Origin of the sequence: Brevundimonas sp. SL130, from assembly GCF_026625805.1 — a bacterium.
In the GTDB taxonomy this organism is placed as follows: Bacteria; Pseudomonadota; Alphaproteobacteria; order Caulobacterales; family Caulobacteraceae; genus Brevundimonas.
On record NZ_CP113064.1, the window covers coordinates 1,853,364 to 1,874,385 of the forward strand.

Below are 21,022 nucleotides of genomic sequence, written 5' to 3' on the forward strand. Positions count from 1 at the left end.
CGCCAGGAGGGGGCGACTCGCTGTTTGACGCCGAGCCGGCCATCACCGCCGCCGGAGTCGCCCCCTCCTGATCGCTGCGCGATCTGTCCTCCCCGTCGGCCTTCGCCGACAGGGAGGTGAAGTTCGGCGCTTGCTCCATCGGCCGGCTTGGGGCTTGCTGTCGCCATGTGGCGAAGTCTTCTCGCGTTTCTGACGATCTGGGCGGTCCTGGCCTGCGCTGGCGGGGCGCGTGCTGCGGGGCCGTGCCACACCAACGCCGATGTCTGGGGCGACGAGGCCCTGGTCAACGCGGGCTCGGCCTATGGGATGGAGTGGGCGCCGTTCGGGGCGATCGAGTACGGCTGGATGGCCTATGCGCCCCTGATCCAGCAGGAGCTGCACACGCGGTGCGGACCCGGCACGCCGATCTTCGCCTCGCAACTGGCGGGGTTCCAGCAGACCCATGGCCTGGCGCCGACCGGCCTGTTCGACGCCGCGACCTTTCAGGTGTTGCGCGGCCTGTGGCAGGAGCGGCGGCCGTTCGTCATTGCGCGGGCCCGAGGGGAATGTCCCGATCCGCCGCCGATCAACCAGTTGGGCTATTTGGTTGCGTCCGAGGAACACGCCGACCGGTTGACCCGGCTGCTGCGTCGGGACGTGCTGGACGCCTATCGCCGTCTGGTCGCCGCCGCGCGTGCCGAGGTTCCCGAGGTCGCCGCCGATCCGGAACTGCTACAGATCTTCTCGGGCTTCCGCGATCCTGAGGCCGACGCGGCCCGCTGCGCGCAACAGGGCAATTGCGACGGTCTGCGCCGGGCGGTCTGTTCGCCGCACCGGACCGGCACGGCGGTCGATCTGTACGTCGGTCAGGCGCCGGGCCGGGGCGTCGATTCGACGGCGACGGCCAGCCGGGAGGTCATGGCGCGCGGGGCGACCTATCGCTGGCTGGTCGCCAACGCCGGTCGGTTCGGCTTCGTCCCCTATGTCTATGAGCCCTGGCACTGGGAGTATGTGCGCCCCTGGGATCCGGCGTTCGCGCCCTGAACATCCAGCAAATTTCATGAAGCCAATCGCTCGTTCACGCGCTGAAGCGTGAGGGGGGCTTGCGCCAAGCCATGCGGCGCGCCAGATTAGCAATGGTCGTTGTTGCTGATGGTGGCCCGGTCACCCAATGGAGTTCTTCTGATGCCCAAGATTCTCGTCCTTTATCATTCCACCTACGGCCATATCGAAGCCATGGCGGAAGCGGTCGCCGAGGGCGCGCGGCAGGTCGAGGGCGCCGTTGTCGATATCAAGCGCGTACCGGAACTGGTGCCCGACGAACTGGCCAAGGCGTCCGGCTACAAGCTGGATCAGGCGGCCCCCATCGCCACGGTCGAGGATCTGGCGAACTATGACGCGATCATCATCGGCGCCGGCACGCGTTTCGGCACCGTCGCCTCGCAGATGCGGAACTTCCTGGATCAGACCGGCGGCCTTTGGTTCAACGGCGCCCTGGTCGGCAAGGTCGGCGGCGCCTTCACTTCGACGGCGACCCAGCACGGCGGCCAGGAAACGACGCTGATCGGCCTCGTCCAGACCCTGATGCACCATGGATTGATCGTCGTGGGCCTGCCCTATGCCTTCCAAGGACAGATGAACATGGACGAGATCACCGGCGGCAGCCCCTATGGCGCCACCACCCTGACCAAGGGCGACGGTTCGCGGATGCCCAGCGAGAACGAATTGGACGGCGCCCGTTTCCAAGGTCGTCACATCGCCGAGATCGCCAAGAAGCAGTTCGGCTGATCCGATGCGCCAGCCTGCAGTCTTCTTCGGTCACGGTTCGCCGATGAACGCCCTGGGCGGTCCCTATGGGGCCGCCTGGCGCGACCTGGGCGAGGCTCTGGGCAAGCCCCGTGGCGTGGTCATGATCTCCGCCCACTGGGAGACGCGCGGCCTGGGCGTCACCGCGCAGGAACGACCCGAAACCATCCATGATTTCGGTGGCTTCCCGCGTGAACTTCATGAGATGCAATATTCCGCGCCCGGCTCGCCTGAACTGGCGGCCCGGGTCGCGGACCTGACCGGCGCGATCCAGACGCAGCAATGGGGTCTGGATCACGGGACCTGGTCGGTGCTGTGCCATGTCTGGCCGGACGCCGATGTGCCGGTGGTGCAGCTGTCGCTGAACCGGGCGCTGACGGCGCGCCAGCATTACGAACTGGCCAAGGCCCTGCGGCCGCTGCGAGACGAGGGGATCGTGATCGCGGGTTCGGGCGACTTCGTCCACAATCTGCGGACCTGGAAGCGCGAAGACGGGGCCGAGCCCTATGCCTGGGCGACCGGCTTCAACGAGGCGGTGAAGGCGGCGTTCGAGAGAGGCGACCACGAGGCCTTGATTGACTGGGTCGGTCTGGCCGAGGACGCCCAACTGAGCGTGCCGACCGACGAACACTATCTGCCGGTGCTGTATGTCGCGGCCCAGCAGGCGCCGGGCGAGCCGGTGAGCTTCTTCAATGACAGGATCGACGGCGGCTCGATTTCGATGACGGGGGTCAGGGTGGGGTGACTGCGACCTCCCTGTTCGCGAAGGCGAACGGGGAGGACCGGCGCGCCCTGCGCGCCAGGTGGGGGCGACTCGGCGCCAAGTTTGAGTTGTGCAATGCTCCCGTCATGGCTGACGGCTTGAGCTTCACACGAGCAAAGGCGTTTCGGAAGGCGTTGACGCCGCCGGAATTTCGGCTGTGGCAGGCGCTGCGTCGAAACAGCCTCGGCAAGTGCAAATTCCGCCGTCAGCATCCGATAGGGCCTTACATTCTCGACTTCTATTGCGCGGCGGCGAAGCTGGCCATCGAGGTCGATGGCGCGGTCCATAACGAGCCGGCGCAGATTACGCATGATCGTCGGCGGACTGCTTGGCTCCACGAGCGCGGCGTTCGCGTGGTGCGGTTGAGCGCCGTGAGCGTGATCCGGGATCAGGCGGCTGTGGTCGATTTTATCTATGATTTGGTGCGCTCGCGTTTGGCGGCGGAGTCGCCCCCTCCTGACCGCTGACGCGGTCTGTCCTCCCCGTTCGCCTTCGCGAACGGGGAGGTGGTCCTTGATTTCACGCGCTTTCGACCATCTTCTGGATCGCCACATAGTCGGTCTTGCCGCTGCCCAGCACAGGGACTTCGGCAACCTTGACGATCTTCTTCGGCACGATCAGTTCGGGTGCGCCGTTCAGGCGGGCCCATTCGGCCAGGGGGGCGACCTCGGCCGCGGCGTGGTCGGTGACCAGGACCAGTTTTTCGCCCTTGCGGGTGTCGGGAATGGAGACGACGGCGTGGCGCTGGTCCGGCCAGACCGCGCCGGCGATGCCCTCGACCGCCGTCAGGGAGACCATTTCGCCGCCGATCTTGGCGAAGCGTTTGGCGCGGCCCTTGATGGTGATGTAGCCCTCGGCGTCGATATCGACGATGTCGCCGGTGTCCAGCCAGCCGTCCTCGACCGGCGACCATTCCAGCGGCTCGGCCGAGGTGACATAGCCGCTCATGACATTGGGGCCGCGCAGGAACAGGCGGCCGCCGTCGGCGATGCCTTCGACCGGCTCCAGCTTCCAGTCCAGGCCAGGCAGGATCTGGCCGACCGTGCCGGGGGCGTTGCGATCCGGGTGGTTGACGGCGACGACCGGCGAGGCCTCGGTCGCGCCGTAGCCTTCCAGCAGTTCGACGCCGCCGAACTTGGTGTTGAACAGGTTGCGGGTCTCCTCGCGCACCTTTTCGGCGCCCGCGACGACGAATTTCAGCGTCGAGAAATCCTCCGCCTCGGCGACGCGGCCGTACTGGTTCAGGAAGGTGTCGGTCGCGAACAGGACCGAGGCCTTCACCTGGGGCAGCAGGTCGGTGATCTGTTTGGCGTGGAGCGGCGACGGATACTGGAAGGCCTTCAGCCCCTGAAGCAGGGGCAGGATGACCCCGCCGGTCAGGCCGAAACAGTGGAAGGTCGGCAGGGGATTGAACATCACCCATTCCGGCAGCAGGTCGATATGGGCTGCGGCCTGACGGGCGTTGGCGACCAGGTTGCGTTGGCTCAGCACCACGCCCTTGGGCGTGCCGAAGCTGCCGGAAGTGAACAACACGACGCCGGGCGAGTCCGGATCGGTCTTGACGCGGAACCGCTTGGGCGCGGCGCCGGCGACGAGCCCGTACAGCTTGTCCGGCAGGCCGATGGTCTTGCGCACATCATCCAGCCAGACGACCTCGGCCACCGTCTTCAGCTCGACGATCAGGTCGTCCAGCTTGGCCTGGTCGATGAAGCGTTTGGCGGTCAGGATCTTTTTGACGCCCGAGGCCTGGATGGCGGCCTTCAGATTGGCCTCGCCGGCGGTGAAGTTCAGCATGACCGGCACACGGCCATGCGCGTGCAGGCCGAAGAAGGTGACGACCACCCCCATCGACGACGGCAGCAGGATGGCGACCCGCTCGCCCAACTGGGTCATGTTCGCGATCTTGCGGCCCAGGACGAAGGCCGCGCGGATCAGGCCGGTGTAGGTGAGGGGATGGCGATCCTGGTCCTCCAGGATCTCCTTGTCCCCGAACCGGGCGCGCGCGTCGATCAGCGCGTCGATCAGCGAGGTGTCGTACAGCGAGGGATCCAGGGCCTGGCGCAAACGCGTCTCCTGCGGAGGGCGCGAAAGGCCCTCTCTGTTGTCGGGCGTCCGTCAATAATGACGCAACGGCGTCTTGAAAAGATGCGTAACGTCGCGTGAGTTCCTAAGCCCGCCCTCGGTCGAGCCATCATCTGTAACCGGCCGTGGCTTGCCATTGGACGCCGGAAGGCCGAAATACCGGCCATGGTCACCCTGATCGACACCCTTCAGCGCAAGCCGTCGGAGCTGCGCCACCCGGAAAAGCAGAACCGGCCGGAGTCGGTCGTTCTGAAAAAGCCCGACTGGCTGCGCGTCAAGGCGCCTGGCTCGGGCCAGTATAACGCCACCAAGGACATCGTCCGCTCCAAGGGACTGCACACGGTCTGCGAAGAGGCGGCCTGCCCGAACATCGGCGAGTGCTGGAGCCAAAAGCACGCCACCCTGATGATCATGGGCGACACTTGCACGCGGGCCTGCGCCTTCTGCAACGTCAAGACGGGTCTGCCCCAGCCGCTGGACCCGGAAGAGCCGGGCAAGGTCGGGCTGGCTGTCCAGCAGATGGGTCTGAACCATGTGGTCATCACCTCGGTCGATCGCGACGATGTCGCGGACGGCGGGGCGGCCCACTTCGCCGAGGTGGTGCGCCAGATCCGCATCCAGGCGCCGAACACCACCATAGAGATCCTGACGCCCGACTTCCTGCGCAAGGACGGGGCGGCGGCGGTGATGATCGACGCCAAGCCGGACGTGTTCAACCACAACCTCGAAACCGTGCCGCGCCTGTATCTGAAGATCCGGCCCGGCGCGCGCTACTTCCACAGTCTGCGCCTGTTGCAGATGGTCAAGGAACGCGACCCGGAACAGTTCACCAAGTCCGGCATCATGGTCGGCCTGGGCGAGACCAAGGAAGAGGTCATGCAGGTGATGGACGATATGCGGTCCGCCGGCGTCGACTTCATCACCATCGGCCAATATCTGCAGCCGACGCGCAAACACGCCGCCATCGACCGGTTCGTCACGCCGGAAGAGTTCAAGGCCTATGAGGCGATCGCCCGGGCCAAGGGCTTCCTGATGGTCTCGTCGTCGCCACTGACGCGTTCGTCGCACCACGCCGGCGACGATTTCGCCCGGCTGAAGGCCGCGCGCGAGGCGCAGCTGCGCCGCTAAGGTTCGAATGGCCGTCCACCGCGTAACGCGCATCCTTCCGTATGCGCCTGAACAGCTTGCCGATCTGGTCGCCGACGTGCGCGCCTATCCCGACTTCGTGCCGTGGGTGACGACGATGCGCGTGTCGAACCAACGGGCTGAAGCCGAGGGCGTCACCGTCCTGGACGCCGAAGCCGGGGTCGGGTTCGCCTTCCTGAAGGAACGGTTCTCCACCTGGGTCCGGCATGACCGCAACGCGCCCAAAGTCGAGGTCGGCTTGCTGCGCGGGCCGTTCAAGCACCTGAAGAATCGGTGGGAGTTTTTCCCCCATCCCGATGGTGCGCGGCTGGAGTTCATGATCGACTTCGCCTTCAAATCACGCATGCTGGATATGATGCTGTCGGCGAATTTCGACCGGGCGGTCGAAAAGCTGATCGGCTGTTTCGAGGCCGAGGCGCAGCGGAGGTACGGCGGCCGATGAGTTTTGATTTCGATGCGACCGTCGTGGGCGCCGGGGCCGTTGGCCTGGCCTGCGGTCGGGCGTTGTCGAAACGGGGCCTGACGGTGCTGATGCTGGAGAAGGAAGGCCATATCGGTCAGGGCGTCTCGTCGCGCAATTCCGAGGTCATTCACGGCGGCCTCTATTATCCGACCGGATCGCTGAAGGCGCAGTTCTGCGTCGAGGGGCGGCGGGCGCTTTATGACTTCCTGGCCAGTCACAAGATCGATCACTGGAAGTGTGGCAAGTTGGTCGTGGCGACGGAATCCGACGAGGTCGAACGGGTCGAGGCCATCTTCGAACAGGCGACGGCCAACGGGGTCGAGGGGCTGGCGCACCTGACCGGCGCCCAGGCGCGGGCGCTGGAGCCCGAGCTGAAGGCCCACGCCGCCATCCTGTCGCCCGAGAGCGGCCTGTTCGACAGTCACGGCTATATGCTGGCCTTGCAGGGTGAGATCGAGGACGCGGGCGGATCGGTGGTGGTCTCGGCCCCGTTCGAAGGCGCAGAGCCCCTGCCGGGCGGCGGCTTCACGATCCGCGTGGGCGGGGAGGGGGCGATGGCGGTCACCAGCCGCCTGCTGGTCACGGCGCCCGGCCTGTCCGCGCAAGCGGTGGCGGCGGCTGTCGAGGGTTATCCGGCCGGCGACATTCCGGCGGGCCATTTCGGCAAGGGGATCTATTTCCGCCTGGTCGGCAAGGCGCCGTTCGACCGACTGATCTATCCGCCGCCCATCCCCGGCGCCCTGGGCACCCATTATCGCAAGGATCTGGGCGGGCAGGCCGTGTTCGGGCCAGACCTGGCCTATGTCGAGACCGAGGACTATTCGGTCGATCCAGCCAAGGCGGATGAATTCGCGACCTATATCCGCCGCTTCTGGCCGGGCCTGCCCGACGGCGCCCTGACGCCCGATTACGCGGGGATTCGGCCCAAGTTGCATGGTCCGGGAGAGCCCCAGCCGGACTTTCAGCTTTATGGACGCGAGCATCATGGGATCGAGGGCCTGATGGCCTTGTTCGGCATCGAAAGCCCCGGTCTGACCAGTTCATTGGCCATCGGCGAGGCGGTCGCCACGGCCTTGTCCAAAACGCCTTGAAATCATCGTGCGGTTCATGCATAAGCCGCGCCTCGCGTGGCGGCTCGGCGTTCTTCTTTCGAGGGACTGGGGCCGCCGCTATCGTTTTCGCGCTTGATCAGGCTTCGGCTCTGGGCGGCGCCCGACTTAGAAGATTGAGACGGACATGGCCGTTCCGAAGCGGAAAGTATCCCCCTCGCGTCGCAACATGCGCCGCGCCCACGACGCCTTGAGCTCGAACGTCTATGTCGAGGACAAGGACACCGGCGAGCTGAAGCGCCCGCACCATATCGACCTGAAGACCGGCACCTATCGCGGCCGTCAGGTCATCACGCCGAAGGAAGACTAGTCTTTTTAACGGCCTTCCGGTTCGCCGGACGAAATTCTTTACGGCGCGCGGATCACCGCGCGCCGTTTTCGTGCGTTCAGCACGGCGAAGCTTGCCTGAGGCTGTTGCGGTCCGATTCGTTTTTGTCGCCATTCGCCGCCCGTGAGCGCCGCGGCGACCGAGCGAGCCGATGTCGGCGTCGCAGATCCGACCATCCTGCTGGTCGAAGGCTGTTCCTGAGGCGAACAGCGACGCAGGCATTGGCGATTCGCAGCGAGACGGCTAAACCCCTCGGACTTGTTTTCCGCCTGAGCCAAAGAGCCGAGCCATGACCGACATCGCCGATATCGTCGCCCGCCAGATCCTCGACAGCCGAGGCAATCCGACGGTCGAAGTCGACGTGATTCTGGACGACGGTTCGTTCGGTCGCGCCGCCGTACCGTCGGGCGCCTCGACCGGCGCCCACGAAGCCGTCGAACTGCGCGACGGCGATAAGGATCTTTGGGGCGGCAAGGGCGTGCAGAAGGCGGTCGACGCCGTCAACGGCGAGATCTTCGACGCCCTGTCCGGCATGGACGCCGAGGACCAGCGTCGTCTGGACGAGGCGATGATCGACCTGGACGGCACCCCGAACAAGGCCCGCCTGGGCGCCAACGCCATCCTGGGCGTGTCCCTGGCCGCGGCCAAGGCCAGCGCCATCTCGGCCGGCCTGCCGCTGCACCGCTATATCGGCGGCGTCTCGGCCCGCGTCCTGCCGACCCCGATGATGAACATCATCAACGGCGGCGCCCATGCCGACAATCCGATCGATATCCAGGAGTTCATGATCCTGCCGACCGGGGCCGAGACCTTCACTGACGCCCTGCGCATGGGCACGGAGATCTTCCACGCTCTGAAGAAGCAGTTGAAGGACGCCGGCCACAACACCAACGTCGGCGACGAGGGCGGCTTCGCCCCGAACCTGGCCTCGGCCGAAGAAGCCTTGAGCTTCATCACCAAGGCGGGCCAGGCGGCCGGTTATCTGGCCGGTGAAGACTTCCATCTGGGCCTGGACGTCGCCTCGACCGAGTTCTTCAAGGACGGCAAATACATCATGGCCGGCGAAGGCAAGACCGTCGACGCCGAGGGCATGGCCGCCTATCTGGTGGATCTGTGCGAGCGTTTCCCGATCGTCTCGATCGAAGACGGCATGGCCGAGGATGATTTTGACGGCTGGCGCCTATTGACCGAGCGTCTGGGCGACCGGGTTCAGCTGGTCGGCGACGACCTGTTCGTGACCAATCCTGCGCGTCTGGCCGCCGGCATCGGCGAAGGCCTGGCCAACTCGATCCTGATCAAGGTCAACCAGATCGGCACCCTGTCCGAGACCCTGGACGCGGTCGATATGGCCCACCGCGCCGGCTATACCTCGGTAATGAGCCACCGTTCGGGCGAGACCGAGGATTCGACCATCGCCGACCTGGCCGTCGCCACCAACTGCGGACAGATCAAGACCGGTTCGCTGGCTCGCTCGGACCGGGTGGCGAAATATAACCAGCTGCTGCGCCTGGAAGAGATGCTGGGCGACCAGGCCGTCTATTTCGGCGACGGCATGCTGCTGCGTTAAACCTGTGAATTGTCGGCGAAGAATCAGCGTTCTTCGCCGACTTTCTTAAGGTCAAGCTACATTTCGTTAGGCATTTTCGGGCACAGTTCGTGAACTGTATTTTTCGCGCTCAGAAGGAGCGTTTGTCGTGCCCGAACGGATGAAGCCTTACCGTCTTTCCCTCGCCCTGCTGCTGTTGCTCGCCTATCTCGGCGTGCAGGCTCTGACCGGCGAGCGCGGCCTGCTGAGCGGATCGTCGCGTGACGCCCTGATGGGGCGGCGTGAGGACCAGCTCGCCCACCTGACCGAACAGCGGCGCGACCTGGAGACCCGGGTTCGCTATCTGCGTACTGACAGTCTTTCCAAGGACTTGCTGGAGGAGCGCGCCCGCGCCGTGCTCGGCTTTTCCGACCCGCGCGACTATGTGATCCGCGTTCAGGCACGACCCGTTCAAGGGTGAAAACTCTCGCCACTTGAACTATTGTTACAGCCAAGCCTGGACCCCTTTGCGTTCCGGGAAGGAAGGCTGCTAAAGCCCCTTTCCGTAACGATAAGAAGGCGTCGCTCCCCGACGCCTAGCCGGGAGATGCCGGATGGCGAAAGCCCCAGCCAAAGCCGCTCAGACCACTGCGCCTGACAAGCTTTCAAATACGCCTTCGGCGTCCAAGGAGGACCTCCTCCGCTTTTACCGCGAGATGGTTCTCATCCGTCGCTTCGAGGAGCGTGCGGGCCAACTGTACGGCATGGGTCTGATCGGGGGCTTCTGCCACCTGTATATCGGCCAGGAAGCCGTGGCCGTCGGCGTTCAAGAGAGCGTCAAGCAAGGCCACGACAAGATCATCACGGGCTACCGTGACCACGGCCATATGCTGGCTGCGGGCATGGACCCCAAGGAAGTCATGGCCGAGCTGACCGGCCGCATCGGCGGTTCGTCGCGCGGCAAGGGCGGGTCGATGCACATGTTCGACGTGCCGACCGGCTTCTACGGCGGGCACGGCATCGTCGGCGCCCAGGTGTCGCTGGGCACGGGCCTGGCCTTCGCCGGCAAGTACCGCGGCGATGATTCGGTGGCCTTCGTCTATTTCGGCGACGGCGCCTCGAACCAGGGTCAGGTCTACGAGAGCTTCAACATGGCCCAGCTGTGGAAGCTGCCGGCCATCTACATCATCGAAAACAACCAGTACGCCATGGGCACGAGCATCGAGCGCTCGTCGTCCACGACCCAGCTCAGCCAGCGCGGCGCCAGCTTCGGCATTCCGGGCGAGCAGGTGGACGGCATGGATGTTCTGGCCGTTCGTGACGCGGTCAAGAAGGCCGTCGATCGCGCCCGCGCCGGCGAAGGCCCCTATATCCTCGAAGTGAAGACCTACCGCTATCGCGGCCACTCGATGTCCGATCCGGCCAAGTACCGGACCAAGGAAGAGGTGGACGAGGTCAAGAAGACCCGCGACCCCATCGACCACATCAAGGCCCTGCTGGCCGCCGCCAATGCGACGGAAGACGAGCTGAAGGCCATCGACAACGAGATCAAGGCCATCGTCGCCGAAGCCGTTCAATTCGCCCAAGAAAGCCCGGAGCCCGATCCGTCCGAGCTCTATACCGACGTCTACGTGGAGGCCTGATCCGTGACCGACATCCTCATGCCGGCGCTGTCCCCCACGATGGAGGAGGGCACGCTGACCAAATGGCACATCAAGGCAGGCGACACCGTGTCGGCCGGCCAGGTGATCGCCGAGATCGAAACCGACAAGGCCACGATGGAAGTCGAGGCCGTGGATGAAGGCGAAGTGCTGGAAATCCTGGTCGCCGAGGGCTCGGAGAACGTGAAGGTCAATACGCCCATCGCGCGTCTGGCCGGCGACGAAGCCGCCCCTGCGCCCAAGGCGGCTGAGGCTGCCCCGGCCGAGGCGCCTAAGGTTGCTGCTGCTGCTGCTGACGCGCCGGTCAAGCCCAAGACCGAACTGCGCGATCCGGAAATCCCGGCCGACGCCAAGCTGGTCAAGACCACCATCCGCGACGCCCTGCGCGACGCGATGGCCGAAGAGATGCGCCGCGACGACAAGGTCTTCCTGATCGGCGAGGAAGTCGCCCAGTACCAGGGCGCCTACAAGGTCAGCCGCGAGCTGCTGCAAGAGTTTGGCGATCAGCGCGTCGTCGACACCCCGATCACCGAGCACGGCTTCGCCGGCCTGGGCGTCGGCGCGGCCATGGCGGGCCTGAAGCCCATCGTCGAGTTCATGACGTTCAACTTCGCCATGCAGGCGATCGACCACATCATCAACTCGGCCGCCAAGACCCTGTATATGTCGGGCGGTCAGATCCGCGCGCCCATCGTCTTCCGCGGCCCGAACGGCGCCGCCTCGCGCGTCGGCGCCCAGCACAGCCAGGACTATTCGGCCTGGTACGCCCAGGTGCCGGGCCTGAAGGTCATCGCGCCCTATGACGCGGCCGACGCCAAGGGGCTGCTGAAGGCCGCGATCCGCGACCCGAACCCGATTGTCTTCCTCGAACACGAGATGATGTACGGCCTCGAGTTCGACGTGCCCGAGGTCGAGGACTATGTCCTGCCGATCGGCAAGGCCAAGGTTCGTCGCGAAGGCAAGGACGTCACCATCACGGCGCACAGCCGCATGGTCGGTTTCGCCCTCCAGGCCGCCGAGAAACTGGCCGAGGAAGGCATCGAGTGCGAGGTCGTCGACCTGCGCACCCTGCGTCCGCTGGACACCGACACCATCGTCGAAAGCGTCAAGAAGACCAGCCGCCTGGTCTCGGCCGAAGAGGGCTGGGGTCCGATGGGCGTCGGCGCCGAAGTGGTGGCCCGCGTCATCGAACACGCCTTCGACTATCTGGACGCCCCGCCGCTGCGGGTGCACCAGGAAGACGTGCCGCTGCCCTATGCCGCCAATCTGGAAGCTCTGTCGCTGCCGGGCGTGGACAAGATCATCGCGGCCGTGAAGCAGGTGATGGCATGAGCCTTGACGAGAAGGCCCTGGCCATCCCGGAACAGCTGAGCCAGGTCGATCCGGCCCAGGTCACCGAACTGGCGCGGATCTGGTGGGGCGGAACCACGCCCCATATGAACATCCGACCGGCGCTGAACGAACCGCGCCACATGGGAACGGTTCTGGCCGAGTGCGCCTGGCACTTCTCCAACGCCTACGCCCAGATGGCGGGTCTGGACCAGAAGGAGGCCTTCAAGGCCATCTGCGACGGCTGGACCGAGGCTCACGCCCGCGCCGCACTGACCGAGAAGGAAGTTGCTCAATGACCGACATCCTGATGCCCGCCCTGTCTCCGACCATGGAAGAGGGCGTTCTGGCCAAGTGGCACGTCAAGGTGGGCGACGTCGTCTCCGCCGGGGACGTGATCGCCGAGATCGAAACCGACAAGGCCACGATGGAAGTCGAGGCCGTGGACGAGGGCGAGATCACTGACATTCTGGTCGCCGAAGGTACGGAAGGCGTGAAGGTCAACACCCCCATCGCCCGCCTGAAGGACGAGGGCGGGGCGGCTGCGCCGAAGCCGGCCGGCAAGGCTGAGGAGGCCCCGAAGGCCGCACCGGCCGCAGTCGAGGCGCCCAAGGCGTCCGCACCGGTCGCGCCGGCTCCGGCCGCGCCGAAGTCGGACAGTGGCGAACGCATCTTCTCGTCGCCTCTGGCGCGTCGCATCGCCGCCCAGAACGGCGTCGATCTGAAGTCGGTCAAGGGCACTGGCCCGCACGGCCGGATCGTCAAGCGCGACGTCGAATCCGCCGGCAAGGGCGCCCAACCGGCCGCCGCCACGACCGCCGCCGCCGCGACCTCGGGCATTGCGCCGCGTCAGGTTCAGTCTCTGGCCCAGATGGGGATCCCGGACGGCAGCTACGACCTGATCCCGCTGGACGGGATGAAGAAGGCCGTGGCGCGTCGCATGGTCGACAGCATCCAGAACGTGCCGCACTTCCCGCTGTTCATCGACTGCGAGATCGACCAGCTGATGGCCGTTCGCGCCAAGGTGAACAAGCTGTTGGAGCCGCAGGGCATCAAGGTGTCGGTCAACGACTTCGTCATCAAGGCCGCGGCCCTGGCGCTGAAAATGGTGCCCGAGGCCAACGCCTCCTACACGCCCGAAGGCATCGCCATGCACCACAACGCCGATATCTCCATGGCGGTGGCGATCGACGGCGGCCTGATCACCCCGATCATCAAGAAGGCCGAGACCAAGGGCCTGGCGCAGATCGCGACCGAGTCCAAGGACCTGGCCAAGCGCGCCCGCGAACGCAAGCTGAAGCCGGAAGAGTTCCAGGGCGGCACCTTCTCGGTGTCCAACCTGGGCATGTTCGGCATCAAGCAGTTCACCTCGATCATCAATGAGCCTCAGGGCTGTATCATGAGCGTGGGCGCGGGCGAGCAGCGTGCGGTCGTCAAGAACGGCCAGGTCGTTCCGGCCACGGTCATGACCGTGACCCTGACCTGCGATCACCGCGTGGTGGACGGCGCGACCGGCGCTCGCTTCCTGCAAGCGTTCAAGCCGCTGATCGAAGATCCCGTCGCGATGCTGGCGTAAGGGGAGGGTGAGGTCATGACCTCGGTCTATGACTTCTCCGCCCGCGCCATCGACGGCACGGAGGTTTCGCTGGACCGTTTTCGCGGTCAGGCGCTGCTGATCGTCAATACGGCGTCCAAGTGCGGTTTCACCGGTCAGTATGACGGGCTGGAGAAGCTGCACCGGACGTTCGCCGACCGGCCGTTCGAGGTGCTGGGCTTTCCCTGCAACCAGTTCGGCGAGCAGGAGCCGGGACGGGCGGCGGAAATCGCCGCCTTTTGCGCCACCAGTTTCGACGTGACCTTCCCCCTGTTCGACAAGGTGGAGGTCAATGGGCCGAACCGGCATCCGCTCTATGCCTGGCTGACCAAGCAGAAGCGCGGCTTCCTCGGCTCGCAATCCATCAAGTGGAACTTCACCAAGTTCCTGACCGACCGCGAGGGCAGGGTGGTCTCCCGCTACGCCCCGCAAACAGAACCCGAGGCCATCAAGGCCGACATCGAGAAGTTGATCTGATCATGGCTGCTGAATTCGATCTCGTCGTCATCGGCTCGGGCCCCGGCGGTTACGTCGCGGCCATCCGCGCCAGCCAACTGGGCCAGAAGGTCGCCATCGTCGAGCGCGAGAACCTGGGCGGCATCTGCCTGAACTGGGGCTGTATCCCGACCAAGGCCCTGCTGAAGTCGGGCGAGAAGTTCGAGAGCCTGAGCCATCTGAAGGAATACGGCCTGTCGGCGTCCGGCGCGTCGTTCGACTTTGACGCCATCATCCAGCGCTCGCGCGGCGTCGCGGCGACGATGAACAAGGGCGTCGCCTTCCTGATGAAGAAGAACAAGATCGAAGTGATTGAGGGCTCGGCCAAGCTGGAAAAAGGCGCTGCGGCGCCCAAGGTCGTGATCGCCCTGAAGGCCGGCGGTTCGCGCACGGTCGAGGCTAAGGCGGTCATGCTGGCTGTCGGCGCTCGCGCCCGCGCCCTGCCGCAGATCGGCCTTGAGTCCGACGGCGACAAGATCTGGGCCTATCGCGACGCCCTGGCGCCCAAGAAACTGCCCAAGACCTTCGTGGTCATCGGCTCGGGCGCCATCGGCATCGAGTTCGCCAGCTTCTATCGCGCCCTGGGCGCCGAGGTGACGGTCGTCGAGGCGGTCGAGCGCATCATGCCGGTCGAGGACGAGGAGGTCTCCAAGGCCGCCCAGAAGTCGTTCGAGAAGCGCGGCATCAAGTTCAAGCTGGGCGCCAAGGTCACCAAGGTCTCCAAGACCGGCGCCGGCGTGAAGGTGGACATCGAGGTCGGCGGCAAGGCCGAGTCGCTTGAGGCTGAGGTCTGCATCTCGGCTGTCGGCATCACCGCCAATACCGACGGCATCGGCCTGGAGGCGCTGGGCGTCGAACTGGACCGCGGCCACATCAAGACCGACGGCCACTGCCAGACCAACGTCAAGGGCCTGTTCGCCATCGGCGACTGCGCCGGCGCGCCCTGGCTGGCGCACAAGGCTAGCCACGAAGGCATTCACGCCGCCGAATTCATCGCCGGCTACAAGACCCCGAACGTCCATTCGCCCATCGCCGGCTGCACCTACGCCCAGCCGCAGGTCGCCTCGGTCGGCGTCACCGAACAGGCCGCCCGCGCCGAGAAGCGCGAGGTCAAGATCGGCCGCTTCCCGTTCCGCGTGAACGGCAAGGCGGTGGCCGCCGGCGAGATCGACGGCTTCGTCAAGGTGATCTTCGACGCCAAGACCGGCGCCCTGATCGGCGCCCATATGATCGGCCACGAAGTGACCGAGATGATCCAGGGCTATGTCACCGCCATCACCATGGAGGCGACGGAAGAGGACATCCACGGCATCGTCTATCCGCACCCCACCATGTCGGAAGCCATGCACGAGGCGGCGCTGGACGCCTATGGGCGGGTGATCCACATCTGATGCCGTCCGTCGTTTACGCGCTTAGACGAGGCGAAATCTGGCACTGGTACAAGAAGGCGTGGCGACGGAGCCTTTGGCCATTTCACGCCTTCCTACTCGTCATGCCTCTCGGCCTGACCTGTCTGCTGCGTCGAGAAATGGATGTCGCGTCTATCGTTGAGGGCGGGATACTTGGGATTTTGGCCTGTGGCGTCATGATCGCCTATCCTCAGATGAGATATCGATCTGAAGTGCGGACGCTCATTCTTGATGAGCGCGGCGTCCGTGGCGTTCGCGGCAAGACTGACTATTTTGTTGAGTGGGCTAAGATAGCGCGCGTGGAGCACCAGGACGGTTATCTGGTCATCACTGAGCGCAAGCTGAACGCTTTCATCATTCCGATGCGAGCGTTCGCTTCAGAGGAAGAGAAAGCGGCATTCCTCGATTTCGCTGAGAACCGAATCTCCCAGGGGATTTAACGCTTCTTGCCCAGCTCCGCCGCGATGTCCTTGGTCATGCGGCCGACCTTGCGGTGGGCGGCGGTGATCTGGTCCTTGGTCACGCCCCAGCGCTTCATCCAGTATTCGACCGACTGACGCTCCGACAGGTCGATGCGGTCCTTGTCGATGAAGCCGCGCTTGTCCTTGAGACCGGCCATGGTCGGCTCCTGTTCAGGTTCTGACCGTTGCCGGTCGCTTCGGCCTTCTTAGCCCCGTCCGCTTCGACGGAACAGGCGGTTCAGGCCTCCGGCAGGACGCCCGTTTCGAAGAAGGCGTCCAGGCGGGCTTCCCAAGGGGCGGTGTCCAGGCCCTGGGCGGCGATCCAGGCGTCGTCGAAATAGGTCGAGGCGTAGCGGTCGCCGTGGTCGCACAGAATCGAGACGATCGAGCCGCACTCGCCCGCGCGCGCCATTTCCTGAGCCAACTGAACGCAGGCCCACAGATTGGTGCCGGTCGATCCGCCGCAAGGGCGTCCCAGACGTCGGCTCAGCACGCGTGTTGCGGCGATGGAGGCCACGTCGGGCACGACGATCATCCGGTCCACCACGTTGGGGATGAAGGAGGGTTCGACCCGCGCCCGGCCTATGCCCTCGATCAAGGACGGACGGTCGAGGCTGGTCTGAACCGTCGCATCGGCCCAGTGACGGTGAAAGACGGAGGCTTCAGGGTCGGCGACGCAGATCTGAGTTTCGTGGCGGTTGAAACGGGCGAACCGACCGATGGTCGCCGATGTCCCGCCCGTGCCCGCGCCGCACACGATCCAGCGCGGGACGGGGCAGGGCTCGCGTCGCATCTGGGCGAAGATGGACTCAGCGATATTGTTGTTGCCGCGCCAGTCCGTCGCCCGCTCGGCATAGGTGAACTGGTCCATGTAGTGGCCGCCCAGCTCGTCGGCGAGCCGCTGGCTTTCCGAATAGGCCTGGCCGGGGACGTCCACGAAATGGCAGCGTCCGCCGTAGAATTCGATGGCGGCGATCTTCTCCTGGGCGGTGGAGCGCGGCACCACGGCGATGAAGGGCAGGTTGAGCATCCGGGCGAAATAGGCCTCGGACACGGCGGTCGAGCCGCTGGACGCCTCGACGATGGTCATGCCCTCGCCGATCCAGCCGTTGCTGAGGGCGTAGAGGAACAGCGACCGCGCCAGACGGTGCTTCAGGCTGCCGGTCGGGTGGCTGGATTCGTCCTTCAGATACAGGGCGATGTCCGACAGGGCCGGCATGTCCACCGGGATCAGATGGGTGTCGGCCGAGCGGTTGTAGTCCGCCTCGATCCGCCGCATGGCCCAGCTCAGCCAGGCGCGATCAACGGTGGGACGGGCAGGGGCGGACATGGCGGACTCGGACGTAGACGGGAAGGCGATGGCTTAGGCCAAAGCTTGGCCGGCGGCAAAGGCGGATGACGTCGTGCGCGTGGGTTTGGACCCGTTTACTCCGCCTTCTCCACGAAACTGTCGATGACCCGTTTCTCGCCGGCCTTTTCGAAATCGACCAGCAGCTTGTTGCCCTCGATGACGCGGACGTGGCCGTAGCCGAACTTCTGGTGGAAGACGCGTTCGCCCTTTTTCCAACCGGAGCCGGACTTGGGATCGGCGGTGGCGATCAGGCGGCCGTCGCCTTCGATCACGGCCTTGCGGGCGGGGATTTTGTTCGGGGTCTGGGCGGCGGTGAAGCTTTGGGCGCGTTTCCAGCCGGGCGAGGAATAGCAGCTGCCGAAGCTGGGTGCGTCGTCCCAGCGGCTCTTGGCCTCCTTCATGCCCGATGAGGCGCCGTAGTAGCCGGTGTCGGACTGGGGATCGACGTGGGCGATGGGCAGTTCGTCGACGAAGCGGCTGGGCAGTTGCGAGGTCCAGCGGCCATAGACGAGACGGTTGGCGGCGAAGGATATCCGGGCGTCCTGTTTGGCGCGGGTGACGCCGACATAGGCGAGGCGGCGTTCCTCCTCGAGGCCCTTCTCGCCCTTCTCGTCGATGCTGCGCTGGCTGGGGAAGACGCCTTCCTCCCAGCCGGGCAGGAAGACCAGCGGGAACTCCAGTCCCTTGGCGCCGTGCAGGGTCATGATCTGCACCGCCCCGTCGCCATTCGGATCGTCGCTGGTCGCGCGCTCCAGATCCATGACCAGGGACACATGCTCCAGATAGGCTTGCAGCGTCTCGAACTGCTGCATCGACTGGGTCAGTTCCTTCAGGTTGTCCAACCGGGTCTGGCCGCTGGTCCGGTCGGCCTTCTGCATGTCGGTGTAGCCGCTCTCTTCCAGCACTGTCTCCATGACCTCCCAGTGGGGCGTGGTCTCGGACAGCAGGCGCCAGCGGTCGATGTCGCGCACGAAGTTGGACAGGGCGGTGCGGGTGCGGGCCTGAAGCTCGTCGGTGTTGATCAGACCGCGTACGGCGGTCAGGGCCGACAGGTCGTGCTGACGGGCCAGTTGTAGGATCTTCTGCACGCTGGTGTCGCCGATGCCGCGCTTCGGCACATTGACGATCCGCTCGAAGGCCAGATCGTCGTCCTCGGACTGGATCAGCCGCATATAGGCGTGGGCGTCGCGGATCTCGGCCCGTTCGAAGAAGCGCGGACCGCCGACGACGGCATAGGGGACGGCCAACATGACCAGCCGCTCTTCGAAGGCCCGCATCTGGAACGAGGCGCGGACCAGGATGGCCATGTCCTTGTACTTCAGGCCTGGTTCGCCGGCGTGGGGGCGACGCGCGGTCTCGATCTCGTCCGCGATCAGACGGGCCTCGGCCTCGCCGTCCCAGACGCCGCGCACCCGCACCTTGTCGCCGCTGTCATCCTCGGTCCACAGGGTCTTGCCCAGCCGGTCGCGATTGGCGGCGATCAGGCCCGAGGCGGCGCCCAGGATGTGGCTGGTCGAGCGATAATTCCGCTCCAGCTTGACGATCTTGGCGCCAGGGAAGTCGCGCTCGAAGCGCAGGATGTTGTCCACCTCGGCCCCGCGCCAGCCATAGATCGACTGGTCGTCGTCGCCGACGCAGCAGACATTGCCGGTCGAGGCCGTCAGCAGCCGCAGCCACAGATATTGGGCGACATTGGTGTCCTGGTATTCGTCGACCAGGATGTAGCGGAAACGACGACGATATTCTTCCGCCAGATCCGCGTGTTTCGACAGGATGGTGATGTTGTGCAGCAATAGATCGCCGAAGTCGCAGGCGTTCAGGCTGCGCAGGCGGGCCTGATAGGCGGCGTACAGGCCCTGGCCCTTGCCGTTGGCGAAGTCCTCGCCGGGCGGCAGTTTCTCGGGCGTCCAGCCGCGGTTCTTCCAGTGGTCGATCAGGCCGGACAGCGACTTGGGCGTCCAGCGTTTGGTGTCGATATTGGCGGCTTCCAGCAGCTGTTTCAGCACCCGTTCCTGGTCGTCGGTGTCCAGGATGGTGAAACTGGACTTCAGCCCGACCAGTTCGGCGTGGCGGCGCAGGATCTGGGCGGCGATCGAGTGGAAGGTGCCCAGCCAGCGCAGGCCCTCGGCCGAGGGACCGATCAGATGGGTGATCCGCTCGCGCATCTCGCGCGCGGCCTTGTTGGTGAAGGTGACGGCCAACAGCTCCCACGGCTTGGCCCGGCCGGTCGCGAGGATGTGCGCCAGACGGGTGGTTAGCACCCGGGTCTTGCCGGTGCCGGCGCCGGCCAGGACCAGGACGGGCCCCTCGGTCGTCTCCACCGCCTCGCGCTGTTCGGGGTTTAGGCCCGCCAGATAGTCACGCGCCTCTCCCTCCTGCGGCGCGCGCGCCCGGGCCAGGTCTGAAATACGGGGGGCGGGAAGATCGGTCACAGGCGAGAAAAGGTCCGGTCAGTCAGAATCGAATAGGGGAACATAAGGGGACCGGACGGCGATGTCAGGGCCATGGCGGAAATGAAACGGCGGAACCGCCTTGATCGCCGGCCTGTTCACCATACCGATGCAACGAAAGGCGCAGAGGATGACGCGACACCCGAACCAAAGACCTAGACGAGATAGAGGCGGATGGTGCGCCTTCGCCTTGGGCATGGTGGGGATGTTCGTCGTTATCGCCGTCTGGATCGCCCTGTTCGAAAAGCGCGGCGACCCCAAGCTTGATGAGGTTCAACAGATCGGCCGTCCCGTGGCCCAGGCCAATCAGGCGGAGACGCTCAGCGCCGATCCGCCTATTTCAGGCTATAGGTGATGGTGGTCACGACCCGGACCTTCTTGTCGATGGAACCGGATTCGTCGCCGCCCGAACCGTCGCGCGGCAGGATTTCGAACGAGCCCTGGGTGGCCTGACGGATCGGCCCCAGGGGCGTGCCGGAATCCTTGGCGAACTGTTCGGCGCCGGTGCGCGCCGCCGCCGTGCCTTCCGCGATCATCTGTGGCCGCACGGCATTGAGCTTGGTGAAGATATAGGACGGCCCCTGGAAGTCCTGCAGCACCACGCCCTGGCGCACCAGGTCGTTCAGGGCGCGGGTGGTGGCCTGGACACGGGCGACGTCGCCGGTGCGGACGATGACGGTCTGGGCCAGAATGAACCGGGGGCCGCCGTTCTGGACGCCGTATTCGCGCGAGCGGGTGTCGGCGACCTCCAGACGGCCCAGATCGACGGCGTCGGCGGGATAGCCCTGGGTCTTCAGAAACTGCCTCACCAGGGCCAGGTCGCCGTCGATGCGGGCCTGGACCTCGGACAGAACCTCGCCCGAGGCGGTGAAGCGCAGCGGCAGAACGGCCAAATCCGCCTTCACCTCGCGTTCCGACAGACCGCGCACCGTCACGGTCCGGTCGCCGGCGCGGGCATGGATCACGCCCTGGCCGATCAGGGCGCCGGCCCCGATCAGGCCGACGGCCAACAGGCCCCCGAAGGCGGCGGCGGGGATCAGGCGTGGGGTGTCCATGAAGGGCTCCTTTTAC

Annotated in this window: 23 protein-coding genes; 18 read left to right on the forward strand and 5 right to left on the reverse strand. The window is 65.5% G+C overall.

The window, feature by feature from the left end:
• Positions 1-165: 165 nt before the first annotated feature.
• The 4 genes from OU998_RS09130 to OU998_RS09145 all read left to right on the forward strand — a co-directional run bounded on the left by OU998_RS09130 (position 166) and on the right by OU998_RS09145 (position 3,015).
• A complete protein-coding gene (locus tag OU998_RS09130) occupies positions 166-1,023 on the forward strand; it encodes a D-alanyl-D-alanine carboxypeptidase family protein (RefSeq protein ID WP_267513057.1) in 858 nt (285 codons plus the stop codon).
• A 141-nt stretch (positions 1,024-1,164) separates the two neighbouring features.
• Positions 1,165-1,767: an NAD(P)H:quinone oxidoreductase gene (gene wrbA, locus OU998_RS09135; RefSeq protein WP_267513059.1), complete on the forward strand. Its 603-nt coding sequence runs from the start codon at positions 1,165-1,167 to the stop codon at positions 1,765-1,767.
• Between the two features lie 4 nt (positions 1,768-1,771).
• The gene (gene ygiD, locus OU998_RS09140) at positions 1,772-2,530 is read left to right on the forward strand and encodes a 4,5-DOPA dioxygenase extradiol (protein ID WP_267513061.1); all 759 of its coding nucleotides are present in this window, start codon (positions 1,772-1,774) and stop codon (positions 2,528-2,530) included.
• A gap of 104 nt (positions 2,531-2,634) precedes the next feature.
• Positions 2,635-3,015, forward strand: a complete 381-nt coding sequence (locus OU998_RS09145; protein ID WP_267513063.1) for an endonuclease domain-containing protein — start codon at positions 2,635-2,637, stop codon at positions 3,013-3,015.
• Positions 3,016-3,067: 52 nt separating this feature from the next.
• Here the strand turns inward: OU998_RS09145 and OU998_RS09150 are convergent, their stop codons facing one another.
• Complete coding sequence (locus OU998_RS09150; protein WP_267513064.1) at positions 3,068-4,612, reverse strand: AMP-binding protein; 1,545 nt, start codon at positions 4,610-4,612, stop codon at positions 3,068-3,070.
• Positions 4,613-4,795: 183 nt separating this feature from the next.
• Between OU998_RS09150 and lipA the strand changes: the two genes are divergently transcribed.
• The 13 genes from lipA (at position 4,796) to OU998_RS09215 (ending at position 16,129) form a co-directional block, all read left to right on the forward strand.
• Positions 4,796-5,758 (forward strand): lipoyl synthase, encoded by a 963-nt coding sequence (gene lipA, locus OU998_RS09155; protein WP_267513065.1) that lies wholly within the window; start codon positions 4,796-4,798, stop codon positions 5,756-5,758.
• A gap of 7 nt (positions 5,759-5,765) precedes the next feature.
• Positions 5,766-6,218 carry a type II toxin-antitoxin system RatA family toxin gene (locus OU998_RS09160; RefSeq protein WP_267513066.1) on the forward strand — a complete coding sequence of 151 codons (453 nt, stop codon included), beginning with the start codon at positions 5,766-5,768 and terminating at the stop codon, positions 6,216-6,218.
• Complete coding sequence (locus OU998_RS09165) at positions 6,215-7,330, forward strand: NAD(P)/FAD-dependent oxidoreductase (RefSeq protein WP_267513067.1); 1,116 nt, start codon at positions 6,215-6,217, stop codon at positions 7,328-7,330. Before OU998_RS09160 ends, OU998_RS09165 begins: the two co-directional genes overlap by 4 nt.
• Positions 7,331-7,475: 145 nt before the next feature.
• Positions 7,476-7,658 (forward strand): 50S ribosomal protein L32, encoded by a 183-nt coding sequence (rpmF, locus tag OU998_RS09170; RefSeq protein ID WP_035305966.1) that lies wholly within the window; start codon positions 7,476-7,478, stop codon positions 7,656-7,658.
• A 307-nt stretch (positions 7,659-7,965) separates the two neighbouring features.
• Positions 7,966-9,243, forward strand: coding sequence for a phosphopyruvate hydratase (gene eno / locus OU998_RS09175; RefSeq protein WP_267513073.1), 1,278 nt, complete (start codon positions 7,966-7,968; stop codon positions 9,241-9,243).
• Between the two features lie 139 nt (positions 9,244-9,382).
• A complete protein-coding gene (locus OU998_RS09180) occupies positions 9,383-9,682 on the forward strand; it encodes an FtsB family cell division protein (protein WP_420709835.1) in 300 nt (99 codons plus the stop codon).
• Positions 9,683-9,815: 133 nt separating this feature from the next.
• Positions 9,816-10,844, forward strand: a complete 1,029-nt coding sequence (gene pdhA, locus OU998_RS09185; RefSeq protein ID WP_267513075.1) for a pyruvate dehydrogenase (acetyl-transferring) E1 component subunit alpha — start codon at positions 9,816-9,818, stop codon at positions 10,842-10,844.
• Between the two features lie 3 nt (positions 10,845-10,847).
• A complete protein-coding gene (locus OU998_RS09190; protein ID WP_267513076.1) occupies positions 10,848-12,194 on the forward strand; it encodes a pyruvate dehydrogenase complex E1 component subunit beta in 1,347 nt (448 codons plus the stop codon).
• Positions 12,191-12,490, forward strand: a complete 300-nt coding sequence (locus OU998_RS09195; protein WP_267513078.1) for a DUF5076 domain-containing protein — start codon at positions 12,191-12,193, stop codon at positions 12,488-12,490. Before OU998_RS09190 ends, OU998_RS09195 begins: the two co-directional genes overlap by 4 nt.
• Positions 12,487-13,767, forward strand: a complete 1,281-nt coding sequence (locus tag OU998_RS09200) for a pyruvate dehydrogenase complex dihydrolipoamide acetyltransferase (protein WP_267513079.1) — start codon at positions 12,487-12,489, stop codon at positions 13,765-13,767. Before OU998_RS09195 ends, OU998_RS09200 begins: the two co-directional genes overlap by 4 nt.
• Positions 13,768-13,782: 15 nt before the next feature.
• Entirely contained in the window at positions 13,783-14,262 is a 480-nt protein-coding gene (locus OU998_RS09205; protein ID WP_267513080.1) for a glutathione peroxidase, read from the forward strand.
• A gap of 2 nt (positions 14,263-14,264) precedes the next feature.
• Positions 14,265-15,671: a dihydrolipoyl dehydrogenase gene (gene lpdA / locus OU998_RS09210; RefSeq protein WP_267513081.1), complete on the forward strand. Its 1,407-nt coding sequence runs from the start codon at positions 14,265-14,267 to the stop codon at positions 15,669-15,671.
• On the forward strand, positions 15,671-16,129 hold the full coding sequence (locus OU998_RS09215) for a YcxB family protein (RefSeq protein ID WP_267513082.1): 459 nt from the start codon (positions 15,671-15,673) through the stop codon (positions 16,127-16,129). Before lpdA ends, OU998_RS09215 begins: the two co-directional genes overlap by 1 nt.
• Here the strand turns inward: OU998_RS09215 and OU998_RS09220 are convergent.
• From OU998_RS09220 to OU998_RS09230, 3 genes are all read right to left on the reverse strand, one after another.
• The gene (locus tag OU998_RS09220) at positions 16,126-16,308 is read right to left on the reverse strand and encodes a DUF3606 domain-containing protein (protein WP_055753752.1); all 183 of its coding nucleotides are present in this window, start codon (positions 16,306-16,308) and stop codon (positions 16,126-16,128) included. The genes OU998_RS09215 and OU998_RS09220 overlap by 4 nt on opposite strands.
• 80 nt (positions 16,309-16,388) lie before the next feature.
• Positions 16,389-17,480 (reverse strand): PLP-dependent cysteine synthase family protein, encoded by a 1,092-nt coding sequence (locus tag OU998_RS09225; protein ID WP_267513085.1) that lies wholly within the window; start codon positions 17,478-17,480, stop codon positions 16,389-16,391.
• A gap of 95 nt (positions 17,481-17,575) precedes the next feature.
• Positions 17,576-19,933, reverse strand: a complete 2,358-nt coding sequence (locus tag OU998_RS09230; RefSeq protein ID WP_267513086.1) for an ATP-dependent helicase — start codon at positions 19,931-19,933, stop codon at positions 17,576-17,578.
• Between the two features lie 223 nt (positions 19,934-20,156).
• Here OU998_RS09230 and OU998_RS09235 point away from each other — a divergent pair, with 223 nt between their 5' ends.
• Positions 20,157-20,306, forward strand: coding sequence for a hypothetical protein (locus OU998_RS09235; protein ID WP_267513088.1), 150 nt, complete (start codon positions 20,157-20,159; stop codon positions 20,304-20,306).
• On the opposite strand, the gene OU998_RS09240 is transcribed toward OU998_RS09235, so the two are convergent.
• A complete protein-coding gene (locus OU998_RS09240; protein WP_267513089.1) occupies positions 20,287-21,006 on the reverse strand; it encodes an SIMPL domain-containing protein in 720 nt (239 codons plus the stop codon). The genes OU998_RS09235 and OU998_RS09240 overlap by 20 nt on opposite strands.
• Between the last annotated feature and the right edge of the window lie 16 nt (positions 21,007-21,022).

Bases quoted from the DNA above. Each gene is read 5' to 3' on its own strand.
- OU998_RS09240 (WP_267513089.1), bottom strand. From the start codon at position 21,006: ATGGACACCCCACGCCTGATCCCCGCCGCCGCCTTCGGGGGCCTGTTG.
- OU998_RS09160 (WP_267513066.1), top strand. From the start codon at position 5,766: ATGGCCGTCCACCGCGTAACGCGCATCCTTCCGTATGCGCCTGAACAG.
- OU998_RS09235 (WP_267513088.1), top strand. From the start codon at position 20,157: ATGTTCGTCGTTATCGCCGTCTGGATCGCCCTGTTCGAAAAGCGCGGC.
- OU998_RS09180 (WP_420709835.1), top strand. From the start codon at position 9,383: ATGAAGCCTTACCGTCTTTCCCTCGCCCTGCTGCTGTTGCTCGCCTAT.
- lipA (WP_267513065.1), top strand. From the start codon at position 4,796: ATGGTCACCCTGATCGACACCCTTCAGCGCAAGCCGTCGGAGCTGCGC.
- lpdA (WP_267513081.1), top strand. From the start codon at position 14,265: ATGGCTGCTGAATTCGATCTCGTCGTCATCGGCTCGGGCCCCGGCGGT.
- OU998_RS09220 (WP_055753752.1), bottom strand. From the start codon at position 16,308: ATGGCCGGTCTCAAGGACAAGCGCGGCTTCATCGACAAGGACCGCATC.
- OU998_RS09195 (WP_267513078.1), top strand. From the start codon at position 12,191: ATGAGCCTTGACGAGAAGGCCCTGGCCATCCCGGAACAGCTGAGCCAG.
- pdhA (WP_267513075.1), top strand. From the start codon at position 9,816: ATGGCGAAAGCCCCAGCCAAAGCCGCTCAGACCACTGCGCCTGACAAG.
- OU998_RS09200 (WP_267513079.1), top strand. From the start codon at position 12,487: ATGACCGACATCCTGATGCCCGCCCTGTCTCCGACCATGGAAGAGGGC.
- OU998_RS09215 (WP_267513082.1), top strand. From the start codon at position 15,671: ATGCCGTCCGTCGTTTACGCGCTTAGACGAGGCGAAATCTGGCACTGG.
- OU998_RS09145 (WP_267513063.1), top strand. From the start codon at position 2,635: ATGGCTGACGGCTTGAGCTTCACACGAGCAAAGGCGTTTCGGAAGGCG.
- OU998_RS09205 (WP_267513080.1), top strand. From the start codon at position 13,783: ATGACCTCGGTCTATGACTTCTCCGCCCGCGCCATCGACGGCACGGAG.
- OU998_RS09165 (WP_267513067.1), top strand. From the start codon at position 6,215: ATGAGTTTTGATTTCGATGCGACCGTCGTGGGCGCCGGGGCCGTTGGC.
- OU998_RS09225 (WP_267513085.1), bottom strand. From the start codon at position 17,480: ATGTCCGCCCCTGCCCGTCCCACCGTTGATCGCGCCTGGCTGAGCTGG.
- wrbA (WP_267513059.1), top strand. From the start codon at position 1,165: ATGCCCAAGATTCTCGTCCTTTATCATTCCACCTACGGCCATATCGAA.
- eno (WP_267513073.1), top strand. From the start codon at position 7,966: ATGACCGACATCGCCGATATCGTCGCCCGCCAGATCCTCGACAGCCGA.
- OU998_RS09130 (WP_267513057.1), top strand. From the start codon at position 166: ATGTGGCGAAGTCTTCTCGCGTTTCTGACGATCTGGGCGGTCCTGGCC.
- rpmF (WP_035305966.1), top strand. From the start codon at position 7,476: ATGGCCGTTCCGAAGCGGAAAGTATCCCCCTCGCGTCGCAACATGCGC.
- ygiD (WP_267513061.1), top strand. From the start codon at position 1,772: ATGCGCCAGCCTGCAGTCTTCTTCGGTCACGGTTCGCCGATGAACGCC.